Source organism: Flavonifractor sp. HCP28S3_F3 (assembly GCF_052065355.1).
Classification (GTDB): Bacteria; Bacillota; Clostridia; order Oscillospirales; family Oscillospiraceae; genus Flavonifractor.
The window spans coordinates 168,548-181,503 of record NZ_JBQHUF010000003.1; the positions used below are offsets into that span (position 1 = coordinate 168,548).

General features: G+C 53.8%; 16 protein-coding genes. All 16 read right to left on the reverse strand.

What is annotated here, in order from left to right:
• Positions 1-63: 63 nt before the first annotated feature.
• The gene (locus tag ACTNB1_RS04755; protein WP_441168120.1) at positions 64-396 is read right to left on the reverse strand and encodes a hypothetical protein; all 333 of its coding nucleotides are present in this window, start codon (positions 394-396) and stop codon (positions 64-66) included.
• 427 nt (positions 397-823) lie between these two features.
• Entirely contained in the window at positions 824-1,753 is a 930-nt protein-coding gene (locus ACTNB1_RS04760) for an N-acetylmuramoyl-L-alanine amidase (RefSeq protein WP_441168121.1), read from the reverse strand.
• Positions 1,746-2,135, reverse strand: coding sequence for a hypothetical protein (locus ACTNB1_RS04765; protein ID WP_441168122.1), 390 nt, complete (start codon positions 2,133-2,135; stop codon positions 1,746-1,748). The genes ACTNB1_RS04760 and ACTNB1_RS04765 overlap by 8 nt, the downstream gene beginning before the upstream one ends.
• Positions 2,136-2,386: 251 nt before the next feature.
• Entirely contained in the window at positions 2,387-2,701 is a 315-nt protein-coding gene (locus tag ACTNB1_RS04770) for a hypothetical protein (RefSeq protein ID WP_441168123.1), read from the reverse strand.
• Positions 2,698-3,387 carry a carbohydrate-binding protein gene (locus ACTNB1_RS04775; protein ID WP_441168124.1) on the reverse strand — a complete coding sequence of 230 codons (690 nt, stop codon included), beginning with the start codon at positions 3,385-3,387 and terminating at the stop codon, positions 2,698-2,700. The genes ACTNB1_RS04770 and ACTNB1_RS04775 overlap by 4 nt, the downstream gene beginning before the upstream one ends.
• Positions 3,378-4,571 (reverse strand): reverse transcriptase domain-containing protein, encoded by a 1,194-nt coding sequence (locus ACTNB1_RS04780; RefSeq protein ID WP_441168125.1) that lies wholly within the window; start codon positions 4,569-4,571, stop codon positions 3,378-3,380. The genes ACTNB1_RS04775 and ACTNB1_RS04780 overlap by 10 nt, the downstream gene beginning before the upstream one ends.
• Before the next feature lie 203 nt (positions 4,572-4,774).
• Positions 4,775-4,942, reverse strand: coding sequence for a DUF6273 domain-containing protein (locus ACTNB1_RS04785; RefSeq protein ID WP_441168126.1), 168 nt, complete (start codon positions 4,940-4,942; stop codon positions 4,775-4,777).
• A gap of 19 nt (positions 4,943-4,961) precedes the next feature.
• Positions 4,962-5,387, reverse strand: a complete 426-nt coding sequence (locus ACTNB1_RS04790) for a hypothetical protein (RefSeq protein ID WP_441168127.1) — start codon at positions 5,385-5,387, stop codon at positions 4,962-4,964.
• Positions 5,388-5,446: 59 nt separating this feature from the next.
• The gene (locus tag ACTNB1_RS04795) at positions 5,447-6,895 is read right to left on the reverse strand and encodes a DUF6273 domain-containing protein (RefSeq protein ID WP_441168128.1); all 1,449 of its coding nucleotides are present in this window, start codon (positions 6,893-6,895) and stop codon (positions 5,447-5,449) included.
• On the reverse strand, positions 6,896-7,459 hold the full coding sequence (locus ACTNB1_RS04800; protein ID WP_441168129.1) for a putative phage tail protein: 564 nt from the start codon (positions 7,457-7,459) through the stop codon (positions 6,896-6,898).
• The gene (locus ACTNB1_RS04805) at positions 7,452-8,510 is read right to left on the reverse strand and encodes a baseplate J/gp47 family protein (protein ID WP_441168130.1); all 1,059 of its coding nucleotides are present in this window, start codon (positions 8,508-8,510) and stop codon (positions 7,452-7,454) included. The genes ACTNB1_RS04800 and ACTNB1_RS04805 overlap by 8 nt, the downstream gene beginning before the upstream one ends.
• Complete coding sequence (locus ACTNB1_RS04810; RefSeq protein WP_154038664.1) at positions 8,497-8,895, reverse strand: DUF2634 domain-containing protein; 399 nt, start codon at positions 8,893-8,895, stop codon at positions 8,497-8,499. The genes ACTNB1_RS04805 and ACTNB1_RS04810 overlap by 14 nt, the downstream gene beginning before the upstream one ends.
• The gene (locus tag ACTNB1_RS04815; protein WP_441168131.1) at positions 8,892-9,287 is read right to left on the reverse strand and encodes a DUF2577 domain-containing protein; all 396 of its coding nucleotides are present in this window, start codon (positions 9,285-9,287) and stop codon (positions 8,892-8,894) included. The genes ACTNB1_RS04810 and ACTNB1_RS04815 overlap by 4 nt, the downstream gene beginning before the upstream one ends.
• Complete coding sequence (locus ACTNB1_RS04820) at positions 9,277-10,242, reverse strand: XkdQ/YqbQ family protein (protein ID WP_441168132.1); 966 nt, start codon at positions 10,240-10,242, stop codon at positions 9,277-9,279. The genes ACTNB1_RS04815 and ACTNB1_RS04820 overlap by 11 nt, the downstream gene beginning before the upstream one ends.
• Complete coding sequence (locus ACTNB1_RS04825; protein ID WP_441168133.1) at positions 10,239-10,898, reverse strand: LysM peptidoglycan-binding domain-containing protein; 660 nt, start codon at positions 10,896-10,898, stop codon at positions 10,239-10,241. The genes ACTNB1_RS04820 and ACTNB1_RS04825 overlap by 4 nt, the downstream gene beginning before the upstream one ends.
• Positions 10,899-12,800 (reverse strand): tape measure protein, encoded by a 1,902-nt coding sequence (locus ACTNB1_RS04830; RefSeq protein ID WP_441168134.1) that lies wholly within the window; start codon positions 12,798-12,800, stop codon positions 10,899-10,901. It lies immediately after the preceding gene.
• Positions 12,801-12,956: the final 156 nt, after the last annotated feature.

The window sequence follows — 12,956 nt, forward strand, 5'->3', positions numbered from 1 at the left end:
TGTTTTCGGGAGCGCGCAAAACAGCCGGGATTCTGCGAACTTTTCATTGCAGTTCTACCGCTTTCAGTCAATCGCGTCTACCTCGCCAGTTCTCATAGCGGCCAGAATCGCGTTGAGCTCATTCGCAAGGAAGCGGTGGCACATACGCAGCTTCATGTCGAGCTCCTTCTTCGTGTATTTGCGGTCAACTGCTTTAAGGTAATCATACCACGGGGAAAAGTCCGGGTCGAAGAGCAGGCAATGCGTCTCGTCATAGCAAAGCTCGAATACCTTCTTTACCTCAAAGCATTTGCTGAAATGCTCTGCTGACCGGCGAACGGTCCAGTTAGTAGCCTTTACGGCGTCCGCGCATCGCAGCAAGGCGGAGTAGCTATAGCAAGCGCGTTGGAAATTCATAGAATCGTTACCTCCTTAGGGTTTACTTTCTCGCCTGAATGCGATATAATATATGAACACTCTCGAGCTCAGCCGGTCTTGTGACCGGCTAAGCTCTCGAGCGGACGAGGTTAGTCGTCAGTTACGTATTCAAGGTACTCGGTGTCTGTCGCGAAGAGCATGTACTCTCCGTTTACCAAGCCCATGAATCCGTAGTCGGTGTGGTAGCCGTCCATGATTGACCTCCTTTCTGAGCTCTCGTTGTTCCAGCAACGGGGGCTCTTTTCTTTGTCAAGGTTTTCCCCTTGACAATTATTATTTTACCGTGTTTGGTAAGAAAAGGGAGCGCGCAAAACTGCCGGGATTCTGCGAACTTTCCGTTGCGGTTTTACCGCAAATAGTAAAAGGCCGGAGCCGTCCCGCGAAGGAACGACTCCGGCCTTATCTCTTAGGCGAGCTGATTTACTTTTTTCTGTACGGCGGCGTAGTCATACCCTGCGGCCTCAAGTCGCTTCTTACGCTCTGCGCCATTGCCCCACTTGCCTTGCAGGACTTCTCTGGCAAGCTCGTCGACCGATTTACTGGCGCCCGCAGCCGAGTCCTGTTCGATAGTGATGAAGCCCGAGAAGCCTGCCGCCTGCAGCTTCTTCAGCATGGTCTCCGCATTCGCTTTGACCTTGAAGGCCCCGACCTGAATCTTGTAGAGGTCTCCGACCTTTACCATGTAGGTATCAAAGCCTTTCGCCTTGACCTTAGCCAGCATGGCATCCGCGTTTGCCTTGGCCTTAAAGGCGCCCGTCTGGACGCGATACAAGCCCCCAGACGGCTTTTCAGGCTCGGGCTTGATATTTGTACTCCCGAGGTGTTTGTTGACCTCAGAGGCAATCTGGGCGTGCCGTTCATAGAGGTATGTACCGGGGCAGCTCTTATTCGCAAACCACCGGTGCACGGTCATGTTCTGCTTGTCCGGCTGGCCGATAAGAGACTTGTCGGCCTTCCACTTGAGCTCTTTGATACCGTTGCGCTTGCAAATATCGACGAGCAGGTCGATGAGTGCGGCGTAGGCCTTCTCCGTTACGGCGTAAGGCTCTTTGGTATCGCTGGCGACCTCAATCGTGATTGCACGGTTATCGTTCGCTGCGTTCGAGGAGCACCACGAGCGGTCTTTCTCCTCGACGTACATGCCGATACGGCCGTCGTACCCGATACCGTAGTTGCTGGACGCCTGCCGGGAAGTAGGGGCGAACACGTTGCCGAGGGTTTCGACCGAGCATTGACCGACCACGCAATGGATAGTTACGGTATCGATTTTGTGGTTACGGGGGCTCGATTTATTCGGCGAGATTTTTGTATAGCTTACGAGCGGGCTGTTACTCATTTTCGGTACCTCCTTCGGTCTTAGCATTCAGGATAGCCACGAATTTAGTAAAGGCCTCCTTGATGTACTTGCAGGCTACGAGCAGCACGGCGCCGATAATAATGAGGTCCGCGAAGAGGTCGGAATACTCCTCGGGAAGCGCCCAGCCGACTTGATTTGCGAATAGGGGCAGAGTCGTGATTGCCGTGCAAAGCAGCGTCAGCCCGACCACGAAGGTCAGAATCTTGAGACCGCTCGCAATGAGCTTGTCCTTGTCAAAGGACTCATGCAGAATCTTGATGTTGTACCAGAGCGAAAAGGCAACGTTCGCGAGGTACGCGGCGAGGAAGATAAGCATGGCCCAGCCGATGTTGATAAGGTTTTGCAGTACGCTTTCTAACATGTTTTCAGTCCTCCTTTGAATCATTGTATATATCAGGCCCGTACTTCTTACGGAGCTTGATTCGGTTTTCGGCTTTCGCCTTACTGTAGTAGAAACCGGTCGCAGTAGCTAGCTCGGCAAAGATGGCGGGGATAAGGTACGCAAGCGGCGAAGTGTCACCGGTTTTCCAAACGACGGCCAAAGTAAAGACCGTTACGACTCCCGTAGCGGTCCCGACAATGGCGATTATGATTTTGGAAAACTCTCGTTTCTTAGCTCTCATCAGGCGGCGATACCGGCAGCTCCAAGAACTTGTTATGGAGGTCGTCCATAACGCCGTTCACGCCGAGTGAGTGGTACTGCTTCCAGCAATTCTCGAAGTTTTCCCGGGCGTAGATAGGAGCGAAGCCGCGTTCCTCCCACTTGTTGTAGTCGCTAATCATCTGCGACCTGAGCAAGGCTTGCAGTCCCGCCTTTACCGCAGCCGTGTCCAGAGCGTTCTTCTTGACGAGGGAGTGCAGGTACTTGAAGAGGGCCGCAATGAGCGCAGGCACGCCCAAAAGGCAGAGCCATTGATAAACCGTCATTCAGTAACCTCCTCCCAGCCGTAGACCCCCGGCTCCCAAACATTATTTGCGGCAGTACTTACCCAGTGCTTGCCGTTATGTGCCACCTTGTCGCCGAGCGCATAGGCGTCATGTGCGCCGAGGGGCTGAGACCATTCGGGGTACTCGACCGTAGGGTCTCCGATTTCCTTCCAGAGGCTTGCAGTAGCCGGCGGCGTCCAATCTGCTTGCGAGCTGTGCGCTTGTACGCAGCGGTACAGTTTTCCTTTGTAAGAGCAAATCGCCTTAACCGCATAAGCTACCGGGTATGCCCATTCTGAAAACTGTTCGGCGTGTTCCGTGAGAGTCGCGTCGTCGAGCTGTTCTGTCTCTGCCATTTTCACGAAAACAAGACTCGCAAGCTCCGGGGCCCGCGCTTTTGCGAGGGCGGTCAGATTCGCCTCAGTCGTGTAGAACTCCCCGGCATGGTAGAAGTAGAAGCCGGCGACAACTTCTGCGGGAACTTTCTCGACCTCAACGAGGGTGTGCCGGTCGCAGAGATACCCGACCTGCTGAGTAGGCCAGAAGGTGTTGGAGTCGTTCGAGTAAATCGCGTCAGCCTTGTCCTGTTCACTGAGAACAACAACGCCGTTCGCCTGCTTGCGAACATAACAGGGGTGCTCGCAGATTTCGACAATGAGATTTGCCGAGTTTGTGATTAAGTACATAGCGCTTTCCTCCATTCGATTTTATTGTTCGGGTGGAATCCGAACAGTTTCTTAAAATATAGGTCCATGCGCTCGACGGCATGGAAGCTGTTTCCTCGCTTCATGTGCCCGCGCCAGCTCTCATAGGCGCTGCAAATATCCGAGAGCGGAAATACACGCCGGACGAACTTGCCGGCAATTTTCACGACTCTGCCCTCGATATTCCAGAGCTTGAACTTCTTGAGCTTGCGCCGGATTTTCTTAATACTCTCAAAGCTCATTTTGCGAAGGACCTTCCCGGTCTCCGTCAGCTTGAAGCGGATTTGCAGGAACTTGAAGCCCTCGCTGAGCTTCTTGATTTTCGTCTTCTTCGTATTAAGAATAATGCCGAGAGAATCACAGACCTCTTTCATGCGAGTAAGACACTCTTTGAGGTATTCCTTGCTCGGGTGAATCAGATAGCCGTCGTCCATATATCTGGCGTAGCCTTTAATGCCGAGCTTTTCCTTGATGAAGTGGTCGAGCTTGTTCGGTAGCATAAGAGCGGCAGTCTGCGAGATTTGACTTCCGAGTCCGTAACCGATGGGACCGAAGTTATCGAGACACTCATTCGCGAGAGCCCTGATTCTCACATCATGCACACGCTTTGCCAGCTCACGGCTGACCGGCCAATGCTGCGCGTTGGCGAAGTAGTTGGAGAAGTCGAAGAGAAGAACATAGCCCTCCCGCCCGTACTTCCTGTAATGCCTTTGCAGGTGGCAGGAAAGGCGGTTGAGAGCGAAGTCGATTCCCTTGTTCTCGGTACTTGCGCCGTTGTCATAGATGAACGACGGTTTTAAGGTCGGGTTGATGACCTTATCGCAGAGCGTTCTCTGCACGACGCGCTCGCTGATATGAATGCTCCTGATGTGCCGCATTTTTCCTCGGTCATAGAGGTCGAACTCGATAAAGCCTCGGCTCTTATACGTCCCGTCGAGAAGCGCGCGGCGCGTTGCGGCCGTATTCGTTACGAGGTTGAAGCGGTAAGTCTGCGTGGAGCTTTTCCAGCTAACGCCACGGCAGCAGATATGCCCGGCCTGATATAGGTTTTCATAAGAAAAGACGTCCTCAAAATCTCCGCAGGATTTGCTGAGAGCGAGGCGTCTTTCTTGCCGTTTCTTGACTCGCCTCTGATAGCGAGCCTCGTGTCTTTCTTCGCTTGTCATTAAAAATTGTCCCCTTCGTACAGTGTTGCAGGATTTCACGCGTAAAAGTAACTGCATAGTAGTACCGCCCATGAAACACGGTCCACGTAAACCGTGCCATGCAAGCAGCGTCCGAGCGACTACATCAAAGGAGTGTTTTAGCCAAAAGGCAGGGTACGAGTCATCCTTCCATAAAGGTACTGATTTCGGCGGTTTCCCGCTTATTACGTCGGACCTGATTCCTTATGGAATCCGAAGCAAACGCCGTTGGTGTTGTTGGCGTTGTTATTGTTCGCGTTGCCGTTGCTGTTCACATTGCAGAAGTTGTTGGAGTTGCTCCCATTAGGAGAACGCTCCCACCACCAGTTCGCAGGACAAGACAACAGTATCATGACAGGACCCGTATATCGGTTAGGGCAGATTCTTGAATCGCTCTTTATCCGATTTCTTTACGCCGGAAATTAGCTTAGCCTCCTCACTGATGAGGGAAGCCCACTCCTCGAGAGAATTATCGAGCCAGCGCAGCTTTTCAGGATTTTGCTTGAGAAGGTCCGCCATAATTCCGAGCTGACCGATAAGCGCCTGAAGTGTAGCATTTGCCTCGATAAGATGGTCGCGTCGGAGCTGCGCCTCGTGCTGATTTCCGGGAAAAACGCTGTTCGCCATTTTGACCTCATTGTAGACGGTATCGGCGAGAGCGCTTAGCTCCTGAGCGCCGTAGAAGGTGTACCTCTTCGGCATTTTCAGGCAGCATTTTCTTGTATGCACGGCGAGCTTGCGCGCAGTCTCTACAAACTGGACCGAGCTGTCTCCTCGCAGTGCTTTATAAACTGACATAGTTAGCTTTTACCTCCTACCGGGGCCACAAGGGCCCCGGATTGACTAAAGATAGTAGATTAAACACAGAAGCCGAAGCAAACGCCGCCGGCGTAGCTGGCGAAGCTATTGTTCGCGTTGCCGCCGCCGTTCACACTGCAGAAGAGGTTGGAGTCGCTCCCATAAGGAGAACGCTCCCACCACCAGGCCGCAGACCCGGAGCCGTTGGAGAGGTATTTGATTCTGTTCGCGGCGGTAGCAAAGTAGCTGTACTGCGAGCCCTCACCGGCTTTCGAGTAGGTAGTCGAGCCGAAAATCTCAATCTCGGAGAAGAGGAAGAGCTTCATCGAGTTTGTGTTGATAGTCGAGCTCTGATTGCCTGCGGAGGTCTTCTTATTGACGCTCTTGAGCACCGCCTGCAGGTCGGACGGCAGAGTCGGCAAAAGCGTGTTTTGCAGCCACGAGTACATTTCAGAGCCGGTAAAGCCACCGCTATTTGTATTCGAGGCATTCATTCGGCGCGTAGTTGCCATAAGGTTTTTCATGCCGAAGGTAATACCGGCTTTACCGCCGCTTGCGAGGTCGTCATGGTTAAAGCCCATAATTACGAGCGTCAGGGTCTCGCTTCCGACAGTGATGTCCTTCGTATCGCCGACAGACCAAAGCTGAGAAGCCTTGCCCGCAGCAGAGGCCTTAGCAATCTGCGCCCACGTGTTCTTAGAGAGCACGCTGTTGAAGAACAGGCACTCGACAGAGTAGGTCTGCCCGGAGGTCGTGATTGCTACGCTTACGGGGTCGGTCGTCTCTCCGCTCTTCGTAGCGGTAACGGTATAGGTACCGGACGCGGTAATCGTCAGGGAGAGCACGCCGCTCGTAGGCACGGTGCCGGAGAAGGTCTTCGTACCGTTCGTGGCGGTAACGGTAGCGCCGGCGTCTGAGGTTACTTTCAGCGTAGCGGAGAAGTAGGAGAGCGAGATTTTATACTGCTTTACATCGTCCACGACAACGCTCTCGGTCGCGGTCTGCCCGTCCTTTGTAGCCGTTACGACCCACGTACCGTACCCCGTCAGATTGAAGGTCACAGTGCCGGTACTCGTGGCGGTCAAGGTCTTAGAGCCGCATTTGCATGTGACGGAACTACCGCTCGGAATAGTAGCGATAATCTGGGGCGGCACGCCGACCGTGCCGAGCTGAGACTCGGGAATCTTTCCGTCGCTTCCCAGAGTGGCTACACCGCCTGCCGCGCCTTTCTGCGGGGTAGGAATATAGTCGAGCGACGGCAACTGACCCGCCGGGACCTTGCCGTCCTGGCCGAGCGAGGCGACGCCTCCGGCCTTACCCTTCTCGGATGTAGGGATATAGCTGAGCGTAGGCAGCTGTTCAGCTGGCAGCTTGCCGCGGGCGTCGAGATCAGCCTTTTTATTGAGAACCTCGTCGACCTTATCGGCATTCGCATTAAGGTCTGCGACGTCGCCGAAGTCCTCAGGCGCCGGCTTTATCAGGTTGTAGTTTTTCGTGTACGTAGCCATTTACGGAAGTACCTCCTCTTTGATTTCTCTCCAGGTGAGTTTCTTTAGCTCTGCCCAGGTATAGGCCTTGATCTGGCCCCAGGTGTTATAAAGAAGCTCAACACTGAAAACCATGTTATAGGGCAAGATTCGCTCAAGGGTTTCTGCAATGATCGTCTCTTGCTTTTTAACAGTAAGAGCGACCTTCGCGTTCACCGTAAAGGTCGCTGTATTGATCGTGAGAATATACCCGCCTGCTCCGCAAAGGGACTCCAGAAGAGCCTCCAGGCTCCTTCTGGTGTACGGAATATTCTCGTTATACCTACTGAGCAGTCTGAGCTTGCGGTCGTCCAGGGTGTCCGTGGCAAAGGGCGTGATCTTCAGCATTTTCTCTCTGCGAGCAACGCCGTTTTCAGTCGCCTCCATGATGAACTGGTCATTCATGCAGTCTTCGCAGGCATCCCAGATAGCCTGGACTTCAGGGGTCTCAGCCTCCATGATCGCCCGCATCTCCTGAACATCTTTCAGCACCTCAGGCAAATACTCTCTGAGGTCGATCGTTCTGATATTGTTGAAGTTACGCACCGGAGAACGACCCCCTCACTGCAACCGCGTCCTTATCAAGAGTGAGGTTTCCGGCCTGACCGTTCAGAGTCGTACCGGAAATATCTACAATGCCGGAGAGCGCCAGAAGGCGGGACTCGATCTGCGAGATTCTCACGATCAAGTTAGCCTCTCGCGCCCAGGTGGAATTGAGCTCTCGATAGTACGCGTCGATAGCGTCCTCGATATAGGTGAGGCTTTCTTCCAGGTTCCAGCCAGGGGCGAAAGTCAAGGTCGTAGAGATATTGACCGTGGTGCCGGTCGCGGCAACGATCGTAACCTCGTGGTCGATCGGGGCAAGGCCGATACCCTCGCCGTGGTTCTGCGTGGGGTCAATCGTGGTCTGCACCTTCTCAACCAGAGTGCTGGAAGGCGGCTTGTAGTCGCTGTCCGTGATAACGAGCTTGACCGTACCAGGACCTTTCCAGGCTCGGTATGGCTTACAGCCGCCGACGCCGGGCAGGGCCTCAGTCACTTCCACATACTGCCCACGGTTAAACCCGTAGGACTGGTTCTCAAAGCTGTTGAGGTAGCGAAGGCGCAGAGTCTCAGTCGTCTCCTCGTCCTCGCCGTTGATTGCAATCGAGGTAAGCTCTGCCGTAGCAAGGCCCTCGATATACTCAATGGGGATAAGCTGCCCTGTGTAGCTGTTCGGGTCTGCACCTGCAGTCTCGCACTTGAGGTAGTATTTCATGGACGAGATTTTCTCGGTCACAACCCAGTTATACTTATCGCAGGAGAACCGAGTACCGATAGGAATCTCCATGCTAAAGTCGCCGATACCGACCGCCGCAGTAGCGGGCAAAGGCGTAATGCCTCTCTCGCTGCAGCGCTTGATAAGGTAGTCACGGCTTGCTGTGTCAGCGAAGGTCTCGTTGAGTACAGTATCGAGGGCGACATAGATCATCGCGCTTTCCAGCGAGTTCGGCGCAAGCGCGTCGAAAATGATAGAGCCCTCGCGCTTGTCAAGGCTCGAGGCTACTCGCGCCAGTTTTTCTTGAAGAATCGCCTCATAGGTCTTATCTTCGTACATCAGTTTCCACCTCCAGGTCACCGAAAATGCTGTGCACGGTAAAGGTAACGTGAACAGTCTCTTTTCCGGTTTCAAACTCAAAGCCGTCTACTGCGGTAACGCGGTCGTCCTGCAGCAGGGCTTCTGTAATACAACGCTTGATCTCTGGGAGTGCGTACTCTTTCGGCTTGCCGATCAGCTCGACGAGCTCCACCCCGTAGTCCCAGGAGTAAATCAGGTACGCGTAGCGCTCTGTACTGAGAATCAGATAGATCGCTTGTCTTAGGGACTCGAGGTTATCGACCATGCCGCGAATACGCCCATGCTCAATATCCAGAGCGTAAGTGAGACTCGGTTGAGTCTCGACCTCCAGCGTCAGGAGGTCGTCGTCTGTTTTGGGAATCATTTCGGCGCCTCCACTCTGTCTAAAATAATAAACTTCTGCCCGCCGTCAGCCCTCAGCAAAAGGACCTGCTCACCAGCCTTGAGCGCAAGATGAATACGAAAGGCCTTTGTACCCTTGTAGGCATGCTTGTGGCTGGCAAAAGCTGCGTCGCCGCTGCCGCCGGATGTGTCTTCGGTCTGATGATCGACAGTCATGCGGACCGTGTAATCTCTGACCGCGTTCGTCAGGATAAGCTGCTGTTCGGTAAGCTCCAGTTTCTGGTCTACCTGCACTTTGAGCGGCGCGGCGCTGGTTACCTTGCCGAGTACAAAGGCGAAGGGCTTGCCAGCCTTAACAGCCTCGACGGCGGCGCGTTTTACGTCTCCAAGGAATCCGGTCATATCAGGCGACAAATGTACCACCTCGCAATTTCAGGTCCATCAGGTGCTGATTCTGCTTGAACTTATGCGTTACCTTCTCCACGAGCAAATAGCTCTGGATATTGATGTCGCCGAGCCCGAGCTTCACAATGACGGACGAACCGGCCCGAACCCGAATATCTCCGAGCGCGTCGGAGATAGACAGGGAACGGGTCTTTGTGTTATAGAGTTTCAAAAGGGCCTCTGCTTTTGCCGCGCCGTTTGTGGCGATCTCCACCTTGTCGGTGTACTGCAGAAGGCCCCACTTGTTGATATTTGCGCTGTCTTTCGCTATGAACACCTCGCGCTTACCGCTTTTCTTATTCTCAAAAGTGATCTTGATCTGGTTATAAGTCTGGCGGTCGATCGAGCTGGAGTAGCTGTAGTTGCCAGCCGTGTCCATATCGATACAGAGGTTTAGCTTCATGTTCTCAATGTTTTGCAGCGTCAGCTTGCCGACATTATCATAGAGAACGAAGAGCTTTGTCTTAGCCTGGAGCGTTTCGTCCAGCGCATTCTGCGCAATATCGAAGAGCGTAGCGTTGTCCTCGGTGCGAGACTCAATGACGTGCTCGGTGTCCTCCAGTTTTCCTGTTTTCAGGCCAAAGTCCTCAGCGATCATCTTAATGACCTCGTTCGCCTTCTTGTTGGAGTAGACGTAGGTGTCTTTGTTCTTGAAGTAGCGGAGCTGATCGTAGGCCGTAACCTCAATGAGGTACGGCGTCCGGCCGGACCGGCTCTTTTCAAACACGAAACCATAAAAAATATCCGTCCCGTCGACGGATAGCTTTACAGGGTTTCCCTCCTGGAAGGAAAGAACGTCGTCCTTGATACAGGAAAACTTGAGCTTGCCTGGAGTGCCCTTGCGGTCCCACTCAAGCGTGATACCCTCCTCGATGATAGGGTAGTAAACGGTGCTGTCGTTTTGAATAATCAGGTCTATTTTCATGGAATCGTCAACACCTGCCCCGGATAAATAAGGTTCGGATTCTTGATCTTTCCCTTATTCGCGTTATAGATTTTTGTGTACTGCGCGCCGTTGCCGTAATACTTCTTAGCGATATTCCAAAGGCAGTCGCCGGACTTAACCGTGTAGGTCTTGACTTTCGGCGCGCTGGAGGTCTCTCGCTTTTTCTTCTGCTGAACGACGGGCTTTTTTTCGGGCTTTGGCTTTACTACGGTGACGGTCTTCGTCGAGTAGCTGATATACTGCTTGAGCGTGATAGAGACAGTCACGTCTGGGCCCTTTGTGGCGTCCTCTGTGATCGTGTAATTCTCAAGGCTTACTTTCATATTCGTGTCATATAAAAGTCTGCCAGAGGGAGACACACGGCTCACCAGGAAGCGAAACGGCTCCTTGTCGGTCATAAGGCTCTCCAGCTTGTTCAGGTAGGAGTCCGGCCGGCGGTAGCCGTTCGCGAAGGAGTACTGTCCCAGCATGGGAAGTACCGCGTCAAAAGTGATCTCAGTAAGCCCAGGGGCGCGCAGGAAGTTTATATCGCCTTCGTTAATCAAGGTCAGCGTTTTATTGTTGCCCTTGATCTTAACGGTCAATTTCTGCGGAGCGATCGGCAGCTCCATGCCGTCAATGAAAAAGCTATACATTTACTCATGCACCCCCTCAGCAGCGACTTCCAGGGCCTCAGCGAAGCCCTCGGTCAGAGTATTCAGCACGCCGTCAAGGTCCATGTCGGAGTCGATACGGTTGGTCATGCCGGACATATCGATCTTGACCTCGGCGGTGGTGAAGCGGTTGATAGCCTCTTGCTCTGCGAGGTCTCGCATATACTTGAGGTCTTCTGTGGTTTCCTTAAGAGACGCAGCCGCGCTGCCGGCGCTGTCCTTGATACCTCCAGGGCCAGACAGGTCCTGACCGATACCGTCAAGCGCCATCTGCTCTGCGGCATTGTTCGCCGCGGCTTCTGCCTTCATCTGGGCATTTGCACTTTGCAAAGCGCTGACCGAAGAATTGAGCTCAGTTTTCAGGGAGTCGATATGCGCGTCTCGACCGGCTTTAGCTGCCGCAAGCTCTGCCTCGAAGTTCGCAAGCTCCTCAGCTCTCGCAGCCTTTGCGGCCTCGTTCTCTGCGGCGGCTGTCGCCGCAAAGGTGACGTGCTCGATCGCCTCAATATTGACCCCGGGGAGCTTGTTCAGCAGCCCGATGAACTTATTGATAAGATCGATCGCGCCGTTAATCATGTTCTGCAAAATCGTCAGAACGGAGACCTTCATGTTTCCCATAAAGTTCGCAATCGCAACACCGGCCTTCTGCCAGCAGAGCTGGAGTTTTGCGACCAGGTCCATGACCCAGTACACGCCGACGAAGAACGCGAGCTTAACTGCATTCCAGCCGACGATCAATGCGAGCGTGCAGAGGTTCCAGGCATTACGGAGACCTCCGACAGACTGAATCCACTTATAGATCATGCCTACGAGTATGCCAATCGCTACCGCAATCCAGAGAATTGGGTTAGAAAGCAGAGAAATGATAAGGGCTCGGTTCGCCTCAACCTGGAGCCAGGTGGCCGCGGTATGAACGAGATACGCTGCGGTAAGAATCGCGACCGCCGTAGCCACGCCGACGAGCACAGGCTCGATCGCCGCCCAGTTCTCATAAATCCACTGCGCGCCTGCGCCGATAACCTGAATCAAAGGACCGAACGCCTCGAGCAGAATGTTCTGCATCATCGTCCAGACCTGAGAGAAGGTATAAGGCATAGCGCTGAACTGTGCGTTGATTTCATCCGCAGAGCTAAGCATGGCGTCTTTAACAACCTGCGCCGTGATCTGGCCCTCGGCAGCCATAGCCCGAATCTCTCCGACCGATACGCCGAGATAGTCGGCAATCGTCTGAATGATCGTAGGCGCCTGCTCAAAGATACTGTTAAGCTCTTCACCTCGCAGCACGCCGGAGGCCATAGCCTGAGTCAGCTGCAGCATTGCCGCCTCTTGACCGGCCGCAGAAGCGCCTGCAATCGTGAACTGCTTATTGATAAGCTCGGTAAAGGCGACGAGCTCGTCTGTATTGTTAAAGGCGTCTTTTGCCATGATACCCATCTTCGCAACGGCGTCGGCCGTGCTCTGGTAGGCAGCGCGGGACCTGTTTGCGGAGGCCATGATCTGGTCTTGTAGCGCCGCAGTCTTTTCAAGGTCGCCGGTAATCAGGTTCAGCCGCGCCTCGGTCTGCGTCATGGCGTCCGCAAGGCCGATAATATTCTTGATCGACAGCGCAGCGCCGACCGCCGCGGCCGCGTGCATGAACTTCGACTTCATAGACTCTGCTGCGCCGCCGGTTCTACGCGTCTGGTTCTCGACTTCTTCAAGCTGCGCGCCCATCCGAGCAAGCTCTTCACGCGCCGTCTGGAAGGAGCGGGTATCGACTGCGCGCCCAGAAGCGGTCTGCATGGACTCAAAGCTGTTTAGCGCCAAGTTCATTGCTCGGTGAATGCTTCTCAGCGGTGCAGTCATGCCGTCGACCAGAACAAGCTGCGACTTGATAAGTGCCATAGGCCCTCCTTTCTAAGAAAAAAGCGGCGGAGCGGGGCCCCAAACCACTCCGCGCCGCCGTTTATTTTTTCTTGTGCTTTATTTTTGCCGCTTCTTTCTTTTCCTGCTCGACCTTAATATCGATCGCGGCTATGATAAAAGCCTGCGTATAAGGGT